Origin of the sequence: Cupriavidus sp. UME77, from assembly GCF_014170355.1 — a bacterium.
GTDB classification, from domain to species: domain Bacteria; phylum Pseudomonadota; class Gammaproteobacteria; order Burkholderiales; family Burkholderiaceae; genus Cupriavidus; species Cupriavidus basilensis.
On record NZ_LZZU01000008.1, the window covers coordinates 1 to 20,307 of the forward strand.

Annotated in this window: 13 protein-coding genes; 5 read left to right on the plus strand and 8 right to left on the minus strand. The window is 68.0% G+C overall.

Translation table 11 applies throughout. From position 1 onward, the window contains the following. Nucleotides 1-177: 177 nt before the first annotated feature. From A9975_RS03790 to A9975_RS03805, 4 genes are all read right to left on the minus strand, one after another. The gene (locus A9975_RS03790; RefSeq protein WP_183031464.1) at nt 178-1,539 is read right to left on the minus strand and encodes a sigma-54 dependent transcriptional regulator; all 1,362 of its coding nucleotides are present in this window, start codon (nt 1,537-1,539) and stop codon (nt 178-180) included. Continuing rightward, on the minus strand, nt 1,529-3,352 hold the full coding sequence (locus A9975_RS03795; RefSeq protein WP_183031471.1) for an ATP-binding protein: 1,824 nt from the start codon (nt 3,350-3,352) through the stop codon (nt 1,529-1,531). The genes A9975_RS03790 and A9975_RS03795 overlap by 11 nt, the downstream gene beginning before the upstream one ends. A gap of 353 nt (nt 3,353-3,705) precedes the next feature. Beyond that, a complete protein-coding gene (locus A9975_RS03800) occupies nt 3,706-5,016 on the minus strand; it encodes a dicarboxylate/amino acid:cation symporter (protein WP_006160255.1) in 1,311 nt (436 codons plus the stop codon). 568 nt (nt 5,017-5,584) lie between these two features. After that, entirely contained in the window at nt 5,585-8,968 is a 3,384-nt protein-coding gene (locus tag A9975_RS03805; RefSeq protein ID WP_183031465.1) for a diguanylate cyclase, read from the minus strand. A gap of 601 nt (nt 8,969-9,569) precedes the next feature. Between A9975_RS03805 and A9975_RS03810 the strand changes: the two genes are divergently transcribed. Continuing rightward, nucleotides 9,570-10,028 carry a (2Fe-2S)-binding protein gene (locus tag A9975_RS03810; protein ID WP_183031466.1) on the plus strand — a complete coding sequence of 153 codons (459 nt, stop codon included), beginning with the start codon at nt 9,570-9,572 and terminating at the stop codon, nt 10,026-10,028. Nucleotides 10,029-10,040: 12 nt separating this feature from the next. Beyond that, nucleotides 10,041-12,284 carry a xanthine dehydrogenase family protein molybdopterin-binding subunit gene (locus A9975_RS03815; RefSeq protein WP_183031467.1) on the plus strand — a complete coding sequence of 748 codons (2,244 nt, stop codon included), beginning with the start codon at nt 10,041-10,043 and terminating at the stop codon, nt 12,282-12,284. A gap of 22 nt (nt 12,285-12,306) precedes the next feature. Here the strand turns inward: A9975_RS03815 and A9975_RS03820 are convergent, their stop codons facing one another. Next, the gene (locus A9975_RS03820; RefSeq protein ID WP_183031468.1) at nt 12,307-13,188 is read right to left on the minus strand and encodes an anti-sigma factor; all 882 of its coding nucleotides are present in this window, start codon (nt 13,186-13,188) and stop codon (nt 12,307-12,309) included. Next, entirely contained in the window at nt 13,175-13,909 is a 735-nt protein-coding gene (locus tag A9975_RS03825) for an RNA polymerase sigma factor (protein WP_220810622.1), read from the minus strand. Before A9975_RS03825 ends, A9975_RS03820 begins: the two co-directional genes overlap by 14 nt. Before the next feature lie 195 nt (nt 13,910-14,104). Between A9975_RS03825 and A9975_RS03830 the strand changes: the two genes are divergently transcribed. Beyond that, nucleotides 14,105-14,986: a metallophosphoesterase gene (locus tag A9975_RS03830; protein ID WP_174426218.1), complete on the plus strand. Its 882-nt coding sequence runs from the start codon at nt 14,105-14,107 to the stop codon at nt 14,984-14,986. 65 nt (nt 14,987-15,051) lie between these two features. Beyond that, the gene (locus tag A9975_RS03835; protein WP_043344319.1) at nt 15,052-15,426 is read left to right on the plus strand and encodes a cupredoxin domain-containing protein; all 375 of its coding nucleotides are present in this window, start codon (nt 15,052-15,054) and stop codon (nt 15,424-15,426) included. A 330-nt stretch (nt 15,427-15,756) separates the two neighbouring features. On the opposite strand, the gene A9975_RS03840 is transcribed toward A9975_RS03835, so the two are convergent. Both A9975_RS03840 and A9975_RS03845 read right to left on the minus strand, forming a co-directional pair. Beyond that, the gene (locus A9975_RS03840) at nt 15,757-18,960 is read right to left on the minus strand and encodes an efflux RND transporter permease subunit (RefSeq protein ID WP_183031470.1); all 3,204 of its coding nucleotides are present in this window, start codon (nt 18,958-18,960) and stop codon (nt 15,757-15,759) included. After that, nucleotides 18,957-20,090: an efflux RND transporter periplasmic adaptor subunit gene (locus A9975_RS03845; RefSeq protein WP_255503051.1), complete on the minus strand. Its 1,134-nt coding sequence runs from the start codon at nt 20,088-20,090 to the stop codon at nt 18,957-18,959. Before A9975_RS03845 ends, A9975_RS03840 begins: the two co-directional genes overlap by 4 nt. On the opposite strand from A9975_RS03845, the gene A9975_RS37940 reads away from it, so the two are divergent. Then, nucleotides 20,089-20,307, plus strand: a 219-nt coding sequence (locus tag A9975_RS37940; RefSeq protein ID WP_304523840.1) for a biotin/lipoyl-binding protein, incomplete at its 3' end; no start/stop codon positions are given. The two genes, A9975_RS03845 and A9975_RS37940, sit on opposite strands and share 2 nt — an antisense overlap.

A 20,307-nucleotide genomic window follows, 5' to 3' on the forward strand; every position in this document is an offset into this window, starting at 1 on the left:
GAGGTGGAGCGAAGGGGCCGAGAGGGCGCGGGAGGTGCGGGAGGTGCGGGAGGTGCGGGAAGTGGCGCGACGGCCGGCGCTGCAAGGAAAGCTTCAACGCAAGCTGCGCGCAAGGCCGTTGCGGGTCAGCCGGTGGCGGCTAGCGCCGCCACCCGGCAAGTCTCAACGCCTGGAATCTCAAAGCCGGTATTTCCTGACCTTATCGAACAGGGTCGTCTTGGCAATGCCCAGTGCCTCGCTGGCGCGGCTGAGGTTCCCCTCGTGCCTGCGCATGGCGTCGGCAATCATGGCCCGCTCAAACTGCTCCACGGCCTGCGCCAGCGGCAGCGCTGCCGGCTCGGCGGTGCCTTGCCCGGGATTGCACCCCAGTCCCAGCACATGGCGCTCGGCCAGGTTGCGCAGCTCGCGCACATTGCCCGGCCACGGATAGGCCATCAGCGCTGCGAGCTCCGCCGGCGTGGCGGGCTGCGCCTCGCGCTCGAAGCGCAGCGCCGCCTGCGCGACAAAATGCTCGAACAGCGGCGGCACGTCTTCGCGCCGCTCGCGCAGCGGCGGCAACTCCAGCGTCACCACGTTGAGCCGGTAGTAGAGGTCGGCGCGGAACTGGCCGGCCGCTGAGAGCGCCTTCAGGTCTGCCTTGGTGGCCGCGACCACGCGGGTGTTGACCGGCACCGGCGTATTGGAGCCAAGCCGCTCGACCACGCGCTCCTGCAGCACCCGCAGCAGCTTGATCTGCATCTGCATCGGCATGCTCTCGATCTCGTCGAGGAACAGCGTGCCGCCCTCGGCGTGCTCGATCTTGCCGATGCGCCGGCGCGCCGCGCCGGTAAACGAGCCGGCCTCGTGGCCGAAGATCTCGCTTTCAAACAGCTGCTCGGGCAGGCCGCCGCAATTGATCGGCACGAAGTGCCGTGCGCGGCGCGAGCTCGCTTCGTGCAGGCAGCGGGCGACCAGTTCCTTGCCGGTGCCGGTCTCGCCGTGGATGAGCACGTTGGCGGCGGTGTCGGCCAGGTCGGCGATCAGCTTGCGCAGCCGTTCGATGGATGGCGAATGGCCGATCAGGCGCGCCTGCAAGGTATCGCGCCCGGCCAGCCTCCTGCGCAGCTCGGCCACTTCGAGCACCAGCCGGCGCTTTTCCAGCGCGCGCTGCGTGACTTCGACCAGCCGCTCGGGCGAGAAAGGTTTTTCCAGGAAGTGGTAGGCGCCGGCCTTCATGGCCTGCACGGCCAGGCTGACGTCGCCGTGGCCCGTGACCATCACCACCGGCAGCGCATCGTCGCGCGAGCGCAGCTCATGCAGCAGCGCCATGCCGTCGATGCCGGGCAGGCGGATGTCGCTCACCACCACGCCGGGAAAATGGCTGCCGACCTCGCGCAGGGCGGCTTCGGCGCTCGCCACGGCACGCGTGGCAATGCCTTCGAGCCGCAGTGCCTGCTCGCAGCCCAGGCGCACGTCGGGGTCGTCTTCGACGATCAGCACGGTCAGCAGCGCGGGGTCGATCGCGTCGGGGGAATCAGCGTGGTTCGGGTCAATTGCCATGGCGGCTCTCCGGGTCAAGCCTGGCCAGCGGCAGCACCAGCGTGAAGCACGCGCCGCCGTCGGGGTGATTGCTGGCCTCCAGGCCGCCGCCGACCTCGTCCAGGATGCCGGCCGACAGCGTCAGGCCCAGGCCCAGTCCCTGTCCTGCCGGCTTGGTGGTGAAGAACGGCTCGAACAGCCGCGCGAAGGCTTCCTCGGACAGCCCGGGGCCGTTGTCGCGGATGGTCAGGCGCAGCTTGCTGCCCGCCAGGTGGCTGCGCAGCTCCAGCCGGGGCTCAGGGTTGCCGGCCAGCGCGTCGAGCGCGTTGCCGATCAGGTTGACCAGCACCTGTTCCAGCCGGTTGGGATCGCAGGTCACCATCAGGTCCGGCTCGATCTCCCGGACCAGCGCCGGGCGTACCGCCTGCAGGCGCGTATCGAGCAGGAACAGGGCGTTGTCCACCGCATCGTCCAGCGGCGCCAGGCGGGCGGCGGTGCCGCCATTGCCAGGCTTGCGCGCGAATGACTTGAGCGCGCCGGTGATGCGCCCCATGCGCTCCACCAGGCCGATGATGGTGCCGAGGTTGGCCTGCGCGGTGGCGTTGTCGCCGCGCTCGAGGAATTTCTGGGTATTGCCCGAGAGCGTGCGCAGGGCGGCAAGGGGCTGGTTGAGCTCGTGGGCGATGCCGGTGGACATCTGGCCTACCGCGGCCAGCTTGCCGGCCTGCAGCAGGCCATCCTGTGCCTGGCGCAAGGTCGCCTCGGTGCGGATGCGTTCGGCAACTTCCGCCTGCAGGTGCTGGTTGGCGGCGGACAGGTCCGCGGTGCGCTCCGCCACCTTGCGCTCCAGTTCGCCGTTGGCGGCCTCCAGCGCGGCGCGCGCGGCCATGCGCTCGCTGGCGATGCGCCGGCGCACGTTCCAGGCCGCCGCCAGCAGCAACAGGAAGGCGGTCAGCACGCCGGCCAGCGCGGCGGTGCTGAGCGCGGCCACGCGGGCCTGCGAGGTATTGGTGAGCAGCGTCAGGTGCCAGTCGGTGCCAACCAGCTCGGCGTTCTGCGCCAGCATGGGCGGGCCGCTGCGCAGGCGGACCAGGGCGTCGCTGTCGGATAGCTTGCGCACCGGCGTGAGTTCCAGCTGCGGGAGCGCGGCGCGGTTGTATTGCAGGTTGCGTTGCAGCCGCTCGCGCAGCTCGGGGGCCAGCGGCTTGAGCGCGCCCAGTTTCAGGGACGGGTCGGAGGCGAGGATCACCACGCCGTTCTCGTCCGTCAGCAGCATCTGGGTATCGGCGCCCTGCCAGCGGTTCTCCAGGGGTTCCAGCCCCACCTTGACGACCGCTACGCCGCTTGGCTTGTGGCGATCGCCCAGCGGCGCCGAGAGGTAGTAGCCGGGCTCGCTGCGGGTGGTGCCCACGCCATAGAAGCGGCCCAGCTGGCCGTCCGCGGCGTCGCTGAAGTAGGGGCGGAAGCTCAGGTCTTCGCCCAGGTAGCTGTCGGGGCGCTGCCAGTTGCTGGTGGCGAGCACATGGCCGCGTGCATCGAGCACGAACACCACGCGGGTGCCGGCGCGGGCATTGACCGCGGCCAGGTACTGGTTGGCGGCCTCGACGCGTGCCGGATCGTCCGGGTGCGCCAGCAGCGCAGCGATCTTGTCGTCCAGCGAGAGCAGGCTGGGCACGTAGTCATAGCGCGCCAGCTCGCTCGACAGGGCCTGCCCGTACAGGCGCAGCTGCACCTGGCCGCGCTCGCCCTGGCGTGCCAGCGCGTTGTCGTAGCTGTACCGGTAGCCCATGGCGCCAGCCAGTCCGATCAGCGTCGCCAGTGCCAGCATGGCCATGAGGGGCACCCACGGACGCAGGCGCGCGGCACGCGCGGAGGTATCGTGCGTGGCGCCTTGCGGGGTAGCGTGTGAAGGGAGCGGGCCGGTCATGGGGGCGGGCGGAATGCGCAGGAAGCGAAGGCGAAGGAACTCGGTCGCGGGCAGCGAGCCCGACTGGTTAAGACTGCAGGCGCCAGCAAAAGTGCATTGTGCAAAGGGGTAAGAGTAGGGGTAGGAGTGCCAATGTGCACATTGCCCGATGGCCGCACCCGCGGCGACCCCGTCTTTTACCACATCATGGTTTCCGGCCCCCGGAAACAAAAAAGGCCCGGCCACCTGATCGGTGGCCGGGCCTTGGCGCGCTGGCAGTGTTACTTGCCGGCCAGGACCTGAACGGGTGTCAGGCCGCGGTTGCCGTCGGCAGCGGGGTCATCCGCTTCTTCGGGCACCGGCGCGCCGATGGCGCCTTCGCTTTTGGCGACGACGGTTGTGGCAATGGCGTTGCCAAGCACATTGGTCACGGTACGGCCCATGTCCAGCACGTGGTCGATCCCCAGCACCAGCAGGATGCCGGCCTCGGGCAGGCCAAACATCGGCAGCACCGCGGCCACCACCACCAGCGAGGCGCGCGGCACGCCTGCGATGCCCTTGCTGGTGACCAGCAGCACCAGCAGCATGGTCACTTGCTGCGAGAGCGACAGGTGGATGCCGTACACCTGCGCCACGAACAGCGCGGCGAAGGAGGTGTACATGATCGAGCCGTCCAGGTTGAACGAGTAGCCCAGCGGCAGCACGAAGCCCGTGATGCGCTCCTTGACGCCAAAGCGGCCGAGCTGCTCGATCACCTTGGGGTAAGCCGATTCGCTGCTGGCAGTGGCGAAACCGATCATCAGCGGGGCGCGCACCATCTTGAGCAGGCGGAACACATCGCGGCCGAGGAAGAAGTAGCCACCGGCGATCAGCGCCACCCACAGCAGCGCCAGCGACAGGTAGACAGCGCCCAGCAGCTTGGCGTACACGACCAGCACGCCCAGGCCTTCGGCGGTGATCACCGCGGCGACCGCACCGAACACGCCGACCGGCGCGAAGGCCATCACATAGTTGGTGATCTTCAGCATCACGTGCGACAGGCCTTCGATGCCGGCCAGCACGGGTTTGCCGATGCCGTCCTTGAGCGTGCCCAGCGCAAAGCCGAAGAACAGCGAGAACACCACGATCTGCAGGATCTCATTGGTGGCCATGGCTTCGACGAAGCTCTTGGGGAACATGTGCGCAATGAAATCGCGCAGGTTCAGCGCCCCGGTCTTCAGGTTGGAGGCCGCGTCCGCCGCCGGCAGCGCCAGGTTCATGCCTTCGCCCGGGCGCAGCAGGTTGGCCATCAGCAGGCCCAGCAGCAGCGAGGTGATGGACGCGGCGATGAACCATGCCATCGCCTTCATGCCGATACGGCCAACGGCCTTGCCGTCGCCCATGCTGGCGATGCCGCTGACCAGGGTGGCGAACACCAGCGGCCCGATGATCATCTTGATCATGCGCAGGAACACATCGGTCAGGATGGACAGGTGGTCGGCGATGGACTTGGCGGCGGCGGGGTCCGGCGCATAGTGGTGGGCGGCCGTGCCGGCCAGCACGCCAAGCAGCATCGCAATGAAAATCAGGGTGGGCAGTCGGTTCAGTTTCATCAGAAGTCGGGCCGATGCGCCCGGCCAATGGCCGGACGGCTGTTTTGCGGGGGGCTGGCAGCCTTCTGGCATGGCGTTGCCGTCAATGGGACAGCGCCATGCGGCCTCAGCCGGGGAGATCAATGCCTGTTCAATCCGGAATCATTCCGGATCAATGCGTTGATCCATGCCGAACGGGCAGCGTGTGCCCGGCGCCCACCGGTGTGGTGGGCAAGGTCGGCAAGGCGGGGTCGATCATTGTTTCCTCCATTGTTTTGGGTCCGGGCCGGCGCGGGGGGAGCCAGCCGTCGACCTGTATGGCCGCTTGGGGCCGGCGCATACATTGCACGAGGCGTGCCAGGCCAACGGCCACGCCGAAGCTGCCTAAGCCACTGAAAAACAAGGGGAAATTAATGTGCGCTCGGCGCACGGTTCGGATTTCCGTGCGGTCGGGGCGACGGGGCGTTCGGTTTTCCGAACGGATGGCGGGGCGGAAAGTGGAGCTGGCGCCCGTACGGGCGCCAGCGTGTGATGCAAGGGGCATGGCACGGCCGGCACACGTTGCCGCCAGCCACGCACGCCAGGTGACTCAGGCGTTGCCCACCGGTTGGGTCGGGCAACTTTCCAGGAACAATTCCAGCGGCATCGGCCGCCCGATCACATAGCCCTGGGCATAGTCCACGCCAAGCGAGCGCAACGCCTGCAGCGTTTCCTCGTCCTCCACGGATTCGGCTACGGTCAGCATCCCCAGGCGATGGCCGATATCGTTGATCGAGCTGACAATCTCGCGGTCCACCGCGCTGCCGGCCAGGTGGCGGATAAAGCTTCCGTCGATCTTGAGATAGTCCACCGGAAACTGCTTGAGATAGGAGAACGACGACAAGCCGGCCCCGAAATCGTCCAGCGCCACGGTGCAGCCAGCGCTGCGCATTTCGGTCACCAGGCGATTGGCCGCCGCCATGTTGTTGATCAGCGCGGTCTCGGTGATCTCCAGCTGGATGCGGCTGGCGGGCAGCACGGACTCGTGCAGCTCGGCGTGCAGGAACGGCAGCAGGAACGGCTCGCCCAGCGAATTGGCCGACAGGTTGATGGCGACCGTGAGGCTGGGCACCGCGGTCAGGCGCTCGCCGAATTCATGCAGCACGTGGTGGATCACCCAGCGGTCCACGTGGCCCATCAGGTCATAGCGCTCGGCGGCGGGGATGAACGCGCCTGGCATCACCAGCTTGCCTTGCTCGTCGACCATGCGTACCAGGATCTCGATATGGCGCTCAGCCTGGTTGTGTCTCTGTAGCGCGCGGATCTCCTGGGCGAACAGGCGGAAGCGGTTCGCATCCAGCGCCGAGTGGATGCCGGCGGCAACCTGCAGCTCCTGGTGGTGGCGCTGCGCATCGCTTTCGTCGCGCCGGTACACCGAGACGCGGCTGCGCCCGGCCGCCTTGGCGGCGTAGCAGGCTACGTCGGCGCGGCTCATCAGCTCGCCCATCGGCGGTGTTTCGTGGTCGATGGCGGTAATGCCGATGCTCGCGCCCACATCGTAGACCCGCCCTTCCCACGGGAAGCGCTGGCCGCGGATGGCATCGATGATCTTCTGGCACACGCGCTCGGCGTGGTCCACCGTGCAGTCCATGAGCAGCAGCGCGAACTCGTCGCCGCCCAGGCGGGCGAGCAGGTCGTCCGGGCGCACGTGGTAGCGGATCACGTGGCCGAGCTCGCGCAGCAGTACGTCGCCCGCGGCATGCCCGGCCGTGTCGTTGACGATCTTGAAGCGGTCCAGGTCGATGAAGCACAGCGCGTGATGCTGTTGCTGCATGCGCGCAGCCTCGCAGGCCTCGCGCAGCCGCTTCTCGAACCAGATGCGGTTGGGCAGGCCGGTAAGCGCATCGTGCGAGGCCGAATGGGCCAGCTCGCGCTGCAGTGCGCGGGCGCCGGTGATGTCCTGGAACACCAGCACCGCGCCGATGACCTCGCCGGTCGCCGTGCGCACCGGCGCGGCGGAGTCCTGCACGTCATGGCGGTCGCCGGTCAGGCTTTGCAGCACCGCGCCGTCCTGCAGGTAGACCGGGCGCAAGCTCAGCAGGCACTGTTCCACCGGGCTGGGGATCGGCGCGTTGGTATGCTCGTCGACGATGCGGAAGATGGATTCGAGCGGCTGGCCGGCCGCCGCCTGCATGGTCCAGCCGGTGAGCTGCTCGGCGATCGGGTTCATGAAGGTGACGCCCATGGTGGCGTCGGTGCAGATCACCGCATCGCCGATGGAGCTCAGCGTGATATGCAGGCGTTCCTTCTCCTCGAACAGCGCCTCGGTGAGACGGCGCTGTTCGGTGATGTCCCAGTTGGTGCCGATCATGGACACCGCGGTGCCATCGTCCTGGCGCAGCACCATTGCCATGGCCCGGATGTGGCGCACCGCGCCGTTGGGGCGCTGGATGCGGTATTCGGTATCGAAGGTGCGCGTGCCGCGCACCGCCTCGCGCATCTCGGTGCTTGCCTGCTCGACATCCTCGGGGTGCACCATGGCCGTCCAGCGCTTGATGTCCGGCGCGCCCAGGGCGGGATCGACGCCGTGCAGCGCATGCATGCGCGCGTCCCACTCGATCGCGCCGCTGGCAATGTCCCATTCCCAGATGCCTACGCCGCCGGCTTCCACCGCCAGCTGGGTCCGGCGCGACAGCGCCTCGAGCTTTTCCAGCGCGGCCTTGCGCTCGTCGATGTCTTCCACCTGCGAGATGAAATGCAGCGGCTTGCCCGTTTTCTCGTCGTGCACCAGGGAGACGGCCAGCAAGGTCCAGCGATAGTGGCCGTCCTTGTGGCGGAAGCGCTTTTCTATCCGGTACGACTCGATCTCGCCGGCCAGCAGGCGCTCGACCTGGTGCAGGTCCGGGGCGAGATCGTCCGGGTGGGTGATGGTCGGGAAAGGCAGCTCCGCCAGCTCGGCGGCATCATAGCCGAACAGGTCGCAGATGGCGCGGTTGACCTGCAGCCAGCGGCCGTCCAGTCCCACCAGCGCCATGCCGATGGCCGAATGCTCCATGGCCTGGCGAAAGCGCCGCTCGCTGCCGCGCAGCTCGCTGCGGTCGCGCCGGTTCTGCTCCAGCAGGAAGGCGATGCAGATCGGGAACACCATGATCAGCGCGGTCGACAACTGCACCGACTGCAGCAGGAACGGCTCGTTCGCGCCCAGGCCGAGCGATGCGGTGACCAGCCCCAGCGTCACCGCGCCGCAGATGGCCAGCAACGTCAGCAGGGCAGTGGCAAAGGGATTGGTCAGCAGCGCCGCCAGCACCAGCGGCAGCGCCATCACCACGAACGGCTCGTTGCTCTTGTATAGCGCCACGCCGCCCACCGCCAGGCTCAGCAGGAGCAGTCCGGCAAAACGGGGCAGTTGCGCGCGGCGGAAGGTGTCAGCGAAACGCTCGCGGGTGATCGATACCATCAGCGGCAGCAACATGACGATGCCCATCGAGTCCGCCGTCCACCAGGTCCACCAGACCGCGCCAAAGCCACTGTGGTAGGCGGTGCTGATGGTGGCGGCGCCGATGGTCGCGCCCACCGCTGGTCCCAGCGTGCTGGCCGCGCCCAGCGTCAGTGCGAAGCGCGCCAGCGGTCCCGGGCGCGATAGCGTGGCGCCGCCGGTCATGGCGCGCACCAGCCACGCCGAGAAGGCAATCTCGGCGACGTTGCCCAGCGCCAGCGCCAGCGCAATGACGGGGCTATCGCCCATGGCCGCGTTGGCCGCCAAGCCTGCCACCAGCATCCCCGCCAGCTGCCAGAGCGCATCGCCGCTGCGCTGGTGCAGCAAGATGCCGAGGCCGAAGGCATTGGCCAGCCAGAGCATGGCCACGTTTCCCGGGTAGCGCGACACGGCCAGCCCGGCCAGGGCCAGCAGGAAGAAGGCGATGGCGGCTAGCGACACGCGCTGCCAGCGCGGGTAGATGGTGGGCAAGGGGCGGACATCCAAATCTGGCGTCATGTGGCGTCAGCCTGAAGCTGCGTTCTCGAAATTGAGGCGATGGGCGGGCGTCGGGCAGGTTGCACGCACGGCCCAGCTTAATGGATCAATATAGCGGCGATGCGTCGGAAGCACGAGGCGATAAGCCCCGGTGTGTTCCCGCTATTCGGACTAGCGCCGGACGCCGTTTTGGGGTAGGAGAGTGGCCGGCCGCGAGCCGGAACCGGCCCCGGCGGCCAGTCTGCTGCCATGGCGGACTGGCCGCCGCCGCTCCAGTCGTACAGGCGTTTCAGGCATTGCCCCGCCAAGGAGGGGTATAGGCGCTGATATCGGACCAGCGCGAAGCGCGCCCGCCACGCCAGCCATGGCGGCCCTTGGGCGGGCGGTGATGAGGCGACGGCGATTACCTCGCGCCGGAAGGCATGGCCTGAGGCCGCCCGGGCGCGGTGGATGGTACCGCACGCGACTGCCCTTTTTGCACTATCCTCTGAAGGTTGTACGGCGTGCGCACCGCGGCTGGGGCGCACGCCGCTGACCGGCCGCCGGCGGCGCGGCGCGGCGGCTCGAACCGCTGCGCCATGCCGGGGCGGACCAGGGCAAACAGACCCAAGGAGCTTCCCCCATGACCACGCTAGATATCAACGGCAAGCCGTTGCAGGTAGACGTTGATCCTTCCACGCCCCTGCTGTGGGCGTTACGCGACAGCCTTGGCATGACCGGCACCAAGTTCGGCTGCGGCATGGCGGCATGCGGTGCGTGCACCGTGCATGTGAACGGCCAGGCCACGCGCAGTTGCGTGACGCCGGTCTCGGCGGCGCAAGGCGCGCGCATCACCACCATCGAAGGCGTCACCGGCGACAAGATTGGCCGTGCTGTGCTCGACGCCTGGATCAAGCACGATGTAGCGCAGTGCGGCTACTGCCAGAACGGCCAGGTGATGAGCGCCGTCGGGCTGTTGCGCAGCAAGAAGCACCCGAGCGACGCTGACATCGACCAGGCCATGGCCGGCAACCTGTGCCGCTGCGGCACCTACCAGCGCATCCGCGCGGCCATCAAAGACGCGGCGCGCGCGCTGGCTTAAGGGGACGACATCATGCGAATCAGATACCTCGAAGCGCTGGCCGGCGGCAACCGCAGGCCAGCGGACGCCGGCGGCGTCGCCGCGCTGGACCGCCGCAGTTTTCTCAAGCTGACCGGTTTTGCCGGCGGCGGGCTGGCGCTCGGCATCCTGCCAGCCCAGGCCGCGCTGGCGCAGGAAGGCGCGGCGCCCAAGGCCCCGCCTTCGCCGCCGCAGGCGTTCCTGCTGATCGCGCCGGACAACACCGTCACGGTGGCGGTCAACCGGCTCGAATTCGGCCAGGGCGTGCATACGGCGCTGCCCATGGCGCTGGCCGAAGAGCTCGACGTGGACTGGCGCAACGTGCGCGCCACGCTGGCGCCCGCCGGCGATGCGTACAAGGATCCCGCCTTCGGCATGCAGATGACCGGCGGCTCCACCGCGCTCAATCACTCCTTCCAGCAGTACCGCGAGCTGGGCGCGCGCGCCCGCGCCATGCTGGTATCCGCCGCGGCTACGCAGTGGCAGGTCGACCCGTCGAGCTGCCAGGTGGCGCTGGGCGTGGTCACTTCCGGCAGCCATCGCGCCACCTTTGGCGAGCTGGCGCAGGCCGCCATGGCGCTGCCGGTGCCGCAGCAGGTAACGCTCAAGAACCCGGCGCAGTTCAAGCTCATCGGCAAGCCCACGCGCCGGCTGGACGCGCGCGGCAAGCTGGAGGCCACCACCGCCTTCGGCATCGACGTGCATCTCAAGAACATGGTGGTGGCCGTGGTGGCACGCCCGCCGCGCTTTGGCGGCAAGGTGAAATCATTCAACGCCGACAAGGCGCGCGCGATCAAGGGCGTGGCCGACGTGATGCTGGTGCCGGTGGATCGCGGCGGCACCGGCGTGGCGGTGGTGGCCAATGGCTACTGGCCGGCCAAGCAGGCGCGCGACGCCCTGGAGATCGTGTGGGAAGACAGCGGCTCCAGCGTCTCCACCAAGGACCTGTTCGCGCAGTACAGGACGCTGGCCGCGCAACCCGGCACGGTGGCGCTGCAGGCTGACATGGGCGCCATGTCCGGCGCCGCGCGCACCATCTCGGCGGACTACGAGTTTCCCTATCTTGCGCATGCGCCGATGGAGCCGCTGAACTGCACCTTGCAGGCCGAGGTGTCGGGCAAGGCGGTGCAGAGCGTGAAGGTATGGGTGGGCTCGCAGTTCCAGACCGTGGACCAGGCCGCCATCGGGCGCGTGCTCGGGCTGCCGCCGGCCAAGGTCACGCTCAACACCATGATGGCGGGCGGCGGGTTCGGCCGGCGTGCCGTGCCCACCTCCGACTACCTGGTCGAAGCGGCCAACGTGCTGCTGGCCTGGGTCAAGAGCGGGCATGACGAACCGCTCAAGGTGATGTGGAGCCGCGAGGACGATATCCGCGGCGGCTACTACCGGCCGCTGCATGTGCACCGCGCGCGCATCGGCACCGATGCGAAGGGGCAGGTGCTCGGCTGGCAGCATACCGTGGTCGGGCAATCCATCCTCTCCGGCACGCCGTTCGAGGCATTCATGGTCAAGGGCGGCGTGGACTCGACCATGGTCGAAGGCCTGGTGGAGAACGACTACGGCTTCCCGCTGCAACTATCGGTGCATCACCCGCAGGTGGCGGTGCCGGTGCTGTGGTGGCGCTCGGTTGGCAACACGCACACCGCCTTCGTCAAGGAAACGCTGGTCGACGAAGTGGCCGTCAATGCCAGGCAGGATCCGGTGGCGTACCGCCTTGCGCGGCTGGACGCGGGCAAGCACGCGCGCCATCGCGCTGCGCTGCAGCTGGCGGTGGACAAGTCCGGCTACGGCAAGCGCAAGCTGCCCAAGGGCCAGGCCTGGGGCGTGGCGGTGCACGAGTCCTTTGGCACGGTGGTGGCCTATGTGGTGGAGGTGTCGCTGGTGAAAAACGAGCCCCATGTGCATCGCGTGACGGCCGGGGTGCATGCCAACCGCGTGGTCAATCCCATGTCGGCCGAGGCGCAGGTGCAGGGCGCATGCGTGTTCGGGCTGGCGATGACGCGGCCGGGCTTTGCCATCGAGATCGAAAACGGCGCGGTGAAGAACAGCAATTTCCCCGACTATCCGCCGCCGCGCATCACCGATGCGCCGGTGGTGGATGTGTTCTTCGTGCCCTCCGAGGATCCGCCCACCGGGCTGGGCGAGCCGGGCGTGCCAGCCATTGCGCCAGCGGTGGCCAACGCGCTGTTCACGCTCACCGGCAAGCGCCAGCGGCAGTTGCCGTTCGTGCTCGCCTGAGCCCGGGCGCAGGGCTCAGGGCTCAGGGCGCGCGGTTGTCGCCGGCCGCGCGCCAGGCCTGCGTGAAGCGCAGCAGGTCGTCGGCCGAGGCATCGGTGATGGCCGCGTAGCGCATGCCGTCCGACTCCCAGATCGCCAGCTGGTAGCCTTGGCGCGCCTCGATCTGCGGCGGTGCCTGGCTGCGGCCGGGGTTGGCGGCTGGCTTGCTGTCCGGCCTGTCCGCCATGCGCAATGGCAGCACGAATACATCGATGGGGTGCTGGTTGCGGCGGTAGACCAGCACCGCCACTGGCCGTCCATGCACGTAATCGAGCCGTCCCCCGACCAGCGGGAACCCTTGCGGCGCGAGTTCCCGTACCGACGGTGCGTAGTCGATCCGGCCATTGAACCAGGGTTTGACGGTGTGGCGGTCCGACGAGGCGACATCGATCGTGTGCCCCGAGATCAGCGCGCGCACGTGGCTGCTTACCATCTCGCCTTCCACCGTCGGCCCGGAGCCATCGCTCAGCGCGTACTGGACCATGCCGATGCCCAGCGTCGCCACCGTCAGCGCGGCCATGGCGGCATTGGCGGCGGGACCCCATTCGAAATAGCGCCGTATCCGTTGCCACCATGCGCCACCGTTGCCGGAGGGCGCCGCCGCAGCGCCGGAGCCAGCCGCCTGTGGCGCTGGCGTGGCCTGGGCTGCGTCCAGCGCCGCGGTCAGCCGCGCGCGCAGGGCCGGCCCTGCGCGGTGGTAGGGCGCATGCGCGCGCAATACCGTGCGCAGTTCGCGCAGGTGAGCGAGCTGCGCGGTGCAGGCCGTGCATTGCGCCAGGTGCTGCTCAAGGCGCAAGGCGTCGCCCGCGCCGAGCTCACCGTCAGCACTTGCCTGCAGCAGCAGGCGGGCGTCATTGCAGTTCATGGCCTGTCTCCCCGGCAGGTTGCGCCGGCGTGGCGTGGATGGCGGTTGCCGCGGCGGCCCTGCCCGTTGCCGGTGCGGTGGACAGGGTGCCTGCGGCGCCAAGGTCGGCGCCGCCCTGGTTGCCGGCGCCGCGGGTGCCTTCCGCGCGCAAGGCGAGCACCGCCGCCGCCAGCAGCTTGCGCGCGCGCGCCAGCCGCGACATCACGGTGCCCAGCGGGATTTCCGCAATGACGGCGATATCGCGATAGGGCAGATCTTCCAGTTCACGCAGCACCAGTACTTCCCGAAATGCCAGCGGCAGGCGCTCCAGCGCCAGATGCAGCAGCCGGACATCCTCGGCGCGCAACAGCCATTGCTCAGGGCTGTCGCCGTGGCCATCCTGCCAGCCGGGCAGCGGCTCGCCATCGAAATGCGCGTCGTCGTAGCCCGCGCTCTCGGCCTGGCCCGGCTGATGCCGCTTGCGCCAGGCGGTGAACCACGTGTTGCGCACGATCGCCAGCAGCCACGCGCGTGGCTGGTCGCCCCGGAAGCTGTCAAAAAAGCAGAAAGCCCGCAGGCAGGCTTCCTGCACCACGTCATCCGCCTCCACGGGGCTGCCCGACAGCCAGCGGGCCAGGTTGTAGGCGGCGTCGAGGTGCGGGAGCACCAGATCGTCGAAACGGCGGCGCTGGTCGGCAGCGTTCACGTCACTCCTTTGGCTCGGTGCCCGGGTTGGGCGCATCGCGCGCCATCCCCGTTCATTCCGTCTCTGCCGCGTATACCGGGAATGCATTGAGTTTATTCCCGAATCTCACTGCCACCACGTAAAAAAAATTTCGCCGGCAACGGGAATAAACACGCCGGCGCACCGGTATGACAGGCAGGTCCCCAACAACCTGGTCAATCCGATCAATCCGATTTACAGATGGAGCTCAATATGCAGCGAGCATGGAAGCGGCGCGATTTTCTCGGGCTTGCCGCGTGCGCCGGCGGCGCGGTGTTTGTGTCGGCATTGCCCGGATGGGCCGCCGGACGCGACGAAGCGTTTTACTTTGTCCAGCTCTCGGACGCGCACTGGGGGTTCCAGGGCCCGCCCAATCCCGACGCGCGCGGGACCTTGCCCAAGGCGGTGGCGGCGGTCAACGCACTGGCCGAGCCGCCGGATTTCCTGATGTTCACCGGCGACCTTACCCACACCACCGATGACCCCGCCGAGCGCCGCAAGCGCATGCGCGAGTTCCAGTCGATCATCGCCGCGCTCAAGGTGCCGGTCGTGCACCTGATGCCGGGCGAGCACGACGCCAGCCTGGACCAGGGCGCTGCCTACCGCGAACTGTTCGGGCCCACGCACTATGTGTTCGACCACAAGGGCGTGCACTTCATCGTGCTGGACAACGTGTCTGATCCTGCCGGGCGGGTGGGCGCGGCGCAGCTCGACTGGCTCGCCGCGGATCTCGCGCAGCAGCCGCAGTCGGCGCGCATCGTGGTGTTCACGCACCGTCCGCTGTTCGATCTGTATCCGCAGTGGGACTGGGCGACCCGAGACGGCGCGCAGGTCATCGAGCGGCTGATGCCGCATCCCAACGTGACCGTGTTCTATGGGCACATCCACCAGGAGCATCACCACATGACCGGGCATATCGCGCACCATGCGGCGCGCTCGCTGATGTTCCCGTTGCCGGCGGCGGGGTCGCAGCCGCAGCGCTTGCCGGTGCCGTGGGATCCGGCGCAGCCCTATCGGGGATTGGGCTGGCGGGAAGTGGAAGCGGGCAGGGCATCGGGGGATTTCGGGATCGAGGAGAAGCCTGTCAATGGTTGAGCAGATCGTGCCACGCCGCTTTGAGCTGCTTTGAGCTGCTTTGAACTCGCTATCAGGAGTTGGTCATGTCAGTCATCGGACGGGAAGGAATCAGCCGCAGGCGGGCGCTGTGCTGCTTGCTGGCGCTGGCGGGCGGGACGCCGCTGCTGCGCAGCGCGGCCGCCGCGCCAAGGGTGATCAAGGTGCATGCGCGCAAGTTTGTCTTTACGCCGAACCGGATTGCGCTGCGGGTCGGGGAGCCGGTGGTGTTCGAGCTGACCGCGCAGGATGTGATCATGGGGTTTAGCGTGCCGGATCTCGGCATTCGGGAGGATTTGCCGCCCGGCAAGGTGGTGCGGGTTTCGGCTTTGCCTAAGGCGGCTGGCAGCTTTGGGTTCTTGTGCGATATTTTTTGTGGGTCCGGGCACGAGACGATGAATGGGGTGATTGAGGTTAGTTAGTTTGTTTGTTGCAACTGCAACTGCAACTGATTAACGTCAAGGTCAAAGGCAACAGCAGTTTCACCACCCCTGCGGGGCGGTGACCTACTTTCTTGTCTTGCCGCTTGCCAAGAAAGTAGGCAAAGAAGGCGCCCCATACGGCCTTGGCACACCTTGACGGCTCGCTTCGCATCGCGTTGGGGTGATTCCCGCCCGAAGGGCGGGAATCACGGCTACACCGAATCGATGCTCTGACTCTCCCGTCGGTTGGCTCCCCTCTCCCACTTGTGGGAGAGGGGCCGGGGGAGAGGGCGGGCGCTCGCAAGAGCTAGAGATCTCATTGACCGGCCCTCAGTCTCCTTCTCCGGCAGCCAGCACGCGCTGGCTCTCGCGTTTGGCCTCTGTGTCGCTCGCGTGCTCACGTCCTTCGCGCCGTGCCTGCCGCCGTTCCTTGCGGTTCACATACCAATAGTGCGCGCGATCCAGGTAGAGATACACCACGGGCGTAGTGAACAGCGTCAGCGCTTGCGACAGCACCAGCCCGCCCACCATCGCAAAGCCCAATGGCCGCCGCAGCTCGGAGCCGGCGCCATGCCCGAGCATCAGCGGCAGTCCGGACAACAGCGCGCACATGGTGGTCATCATGATCGGCCGGAAGCGCAGCAGGCACGCCTGGTAGATGGCTTCTTCCGGTTTCATGCCGTGGTCGCGCTCGGCGGTGAGCGCGAAGTCGACCATCATGATGCCGTTTTTCTTGACGATGCCGATCAGCAGGATGATGCCGATCAGCGCGATCACGCTGAGGTCATAGCCGCCGGCCAGCAGGATCAGCAGCGCGCCCACGCCGGCGGAAGGCAGGGTGGAGAGGATGGTGAGCGGGTGGATGTAGCTTTCGTACAGCAGCCCCAGCACGATATACACGGCGACCAGCGCGGCGGCGATCAGGTAGGGCTGGGAGGCAAGCGAGGCGCCAAAGGCCTGTGCCGTGCCCTGGAACGAGCCGGAGAGCGTCTGCGGGCGCCCCATGCCGGACAGCGTGCTGTTGATGGCCTTGACGGCATCGCCCAGCGCCACGCCCTTGGCCAGGTTGAACGAGATCGTGACGGCGGGGAACTGACCCTGGTGGCTGATCGACAGGTAGGCGGTGCTGTCGGTGTCGATCTTGACGAAGGTGGACAGCGGCACTTGCTCGCCGGTCAGCGGCGAGGTCACATACAGCTTGCTGAACAAGCGCGGGTCGTCCTGCAGCGCGGGCGTGACTTCCAGGATCACGTGGTAGCTGTTGATCTGGGTGAAGTACTGCGCGACCTGGCGCTGCCCGATCGCGTCGTACAGCGTGGAGTCGATCAGCGCGGGCGTGATGCCGAAGCTCGAGGCGCGCGCGCGGTCGATGGTCAGGCGCGCGGCGGCGGCGGCGTTCTGCTGGTCGGACGCCACGTCGGCGAGCTGGGGCAGGGCGCGCAGGCGCTCCAGGATGCGCGGGGCCCACTGGTTGAGCTCGTCCAGGTTGGAGTCCATCAGCGTGTACTGGTATTGCGTGCGCGACAGCCGCCCACCCACGTTGATGTCCTGCCCGGCCTGCAGGAACAGGTTGGCGCCCTGCACCTGCGCCAGCTTGGGCCGCAGCCGCGCGATCACTTCGTCGGCGCTGACGGTGCGGCCCTCGTCCTTGGGTTTCAGGCTGATGAAGAAGTTGCCGGTATTGAGCGTATTCTGCCCGCCGGTCATGCCCACCGCGGCAACATCGGGGTCGGCACGCACGATATCGGCAAGCTGCACCATGCGCGCGTTCATTGACTTGAACGAGGCGTCCTGCGCGGACTCCGCGATGCCGAACATAAAGCCGGTATCCTGCTGCGGGAAGAAGCCCTTGGGTATGTAGATGAACAGCGCCACCGTGGTGGCGACCGTGGCGATGAACGCGCACAGGGTGAAGAACTGGTGGCGCATCACCACGTCCAGCCCGCGCTTGTAGCTCGCCAGCATGGCGTCGAAGCCATGCTCGAACCACTGGTAGATGCGGCCGTGATGATGGCCGCGCGGCGGGGTCAGGTAGCGCGAGCACAGCATCGGCGTGAGCGTCAGCGAGACCAGCACCGATACCACGATGGTGAGCGTGACGGTCACGGCGAACTCGCGGAACAGCCTCCCCACGATGCCGCCCATCAGCAGCAGCGGGATGAACACCGCCACCAGCGAGACCGAGATCGACACGATGGTGAAGCTGATTTCCGCGGCGCCCTTGAGCGCGGCGTCCATCGGCGCCATGCCGTCTTCGACGTGGCGATAGATGTTCTCCAGCATCACGATGGCATCGTCCACCACGAACCCCACCGCGATGGTGAGCGCCATCAGAGACAGGTTGTCGCGGCTGTAGCCCAGCAGGTACATGCCGCCGGCGGTGCCCATCAGCGCCAGCGGCACGGTCACACTGGGAATCACCGTGGCGGCCACGTTGCGCAGGAACACGAAGATGATCATCACCACCAGCGCGATGGTGAGCACCAGCGTGAACTCCACATCGGCCACCGAGGCGCGGATGGTCTGGGTGCGGTCGGCCAGCGTGTTGACGTTGACGGTGGGGGGGATCGCGGCCTGCAGGTGCGGCAGCGCGGCGCGGATGCGATCCACCGTCTCGATCACGTTGGCGCCCGGCTGCTTGGTGATGGCCAGGATGATGGCGCGTCCGTTGTGGAAGGTGTTGTCCGCCGGCGCGGCGGCGCCGGCAAAGCCCCAGCCCGCCAGCTTGGCGTTCTCGGGCCCGTCCACCGCCACGCCGACATCGCGCACGCGCACCGGCGCGCCGTTGCGGTAGGCCAGCACCATGTCGTTCCACGCTGCCGCCTTGGTGACCTGGTCGTTGGTGTAGACGTTGAAGGCCTTGGTGGCGCCATCGGTGCTGCCGGTGGGCTGGTTCACCGTGGTGGCGGCAATCACGCCGCGCAGGTCCTCCAGGCTCATGCCCATGGCCGAGAGCTTCTGCGGATCTACCTGGATGCGCACCGACGGCTTTTGCTGCCCGCCAATATTGACCAGCCCGACGCCGGAGATCTGCGAGATCTGCTGCGCCAGCACATTGTCGGCGAAGTCGTTGACCTCGGTCAGCGGCAACGTGTCGGACTGCACCGCCAGCACCAGGATCGGCGAGTCGGCCGGGTTGATCTTGCGGAAGGTCGGGGGCGTGGGCAGGTTGCCGGGCAATTGCCCGCTGGCGGCATTGATGGCGGCCTGCACGTCCACGGCGGCGGCATCGATGCTGCGGTTGAGGTCGAACTGCAGCGTGATCTGGGCGTTGCCCTGCGCGCTGGTCGACGTCATCTGCGTAAGCCCCCCGATCAGCGAGAACTGGCGCTCCAGCGGCTGGGCCACGTTTGAGGCCATGGTCTCCGGGCTGGCGCCGGGCAGGTTAGCCGACACCTGGATGGTGGGGAAATCCACCTGCGGCAGCGGCGCGATAGGCAGCAGCGGCCATGCGGCCACGCCGACCAGCAGCACGGCTAGCGCCAGTAGCGAGGTGCCGATCGGGCGCTTGATGAAGATCGCGGAAATGCTCATGGCCGTGCGTTCCCGGCGTGGTTTGCCGGGGCACCGGCGGCAGGCGCGGAGGCGGGCGCTGCGCCGGCATCCGCGATGGTGGTGGCCGCGGCCGTCTCATTCACGCGGGTGCCGGGCTTGAGCTTGTACTGCCCGTCCACCACGACCCGCTCGTCGACCGCCAGACCCTTGGCCACGACGGCCTTGGCGTCCTGGGTCTCCGCCACCTCGATCGCGCGGGACGCAACCGTATGGTCCGCCTGCACCACATAGACATAGGTGCCGCTCTGGCCGCGTTGTACGGCGGCAGCAGGGATGGTCAGCGCCTGGTCGCGCTCGCCGAGCACCAGCCGTGCGTTGACGTACTGGCCGGGCCACAGCGTGTGCGACGGATTGGGAAAGCGCCCTTTCAGCTGGATGGTGCCGGAGGTGGTGTCGATGGTGTTGTTGAGCAGGATCAGCTTGCCTTGGCCCAGCAACTGGCCGCTGGCGCGTTCGCTGGCCTGCACCGCGAGCGGCGCGCCGCTGGCCTGCATGGCGCCGTTGATGCGCTGGAATTCGCCGTCGGGCAGCGTGAACACCACGTCGATCGGGTCGATCTGGCGGATCACCACCAGGCCGTTGGCGTCGGCGGCGTGGACGATATTGCCCGGGTCGACCAGGCGCGCGCCAACGCGCCCGGACAGCGGCGCGGTGATGGTGGTGTAGTCGAGTTGCACGCGGGCGACGTTGACCAGCGCTTCGTCGGTCTTCACCGCGGCGGCCAGTTGCGCCACCTGCGCGCGCTGGGTATCCAGCGTCTGCTGCGTGGTGGCGTTTTCCTTGATGAGGCCCTCGTAGCGCTGCAGGTCGAGGCGCGCATTGGCGAGCTGCGCTTCGTCACGCGCCTTTTGCGCCATGGCTTGCTGCAGCTGCGCCTGGAACGTGCGCGGGTCGATCTGCGCAAGCAGCTGCCCGGCCTTGACGTCCTGGCCTTCGACAAAGCCGACGCGGTCGAGCTGGCCGTCCACGCGTGGCTTGACGGTCACCGTGGCCATGGCCTGCACCGTGCCGACGCCGGACAGGCCGATCGGCACGTCCTCGCGCTTGACCTGCGCACTGGTCACCGAGACAGCCGGCGCCGGCGGCGCTGCCCGGCGCGGTGTCACCATGCGCTTGAGCGGGCCGGCTGCGCAGGTCAAGCGCGAGGACGTGCCGATCGGCCTGTCCGGCGTCGGCACGGTGCAGGCCATGGCCACGGTGACCGTCAAGCCACGCGTGGACGGCCAGCTCGACCGCGTCGGCTTTGTCGAAGGCCAGGACGTCAAGGCCGGGCAGCTGCTTGCGCAGATCGACCCGCGCACGTTCCAGGCGCAGCTGCAGCAAGCC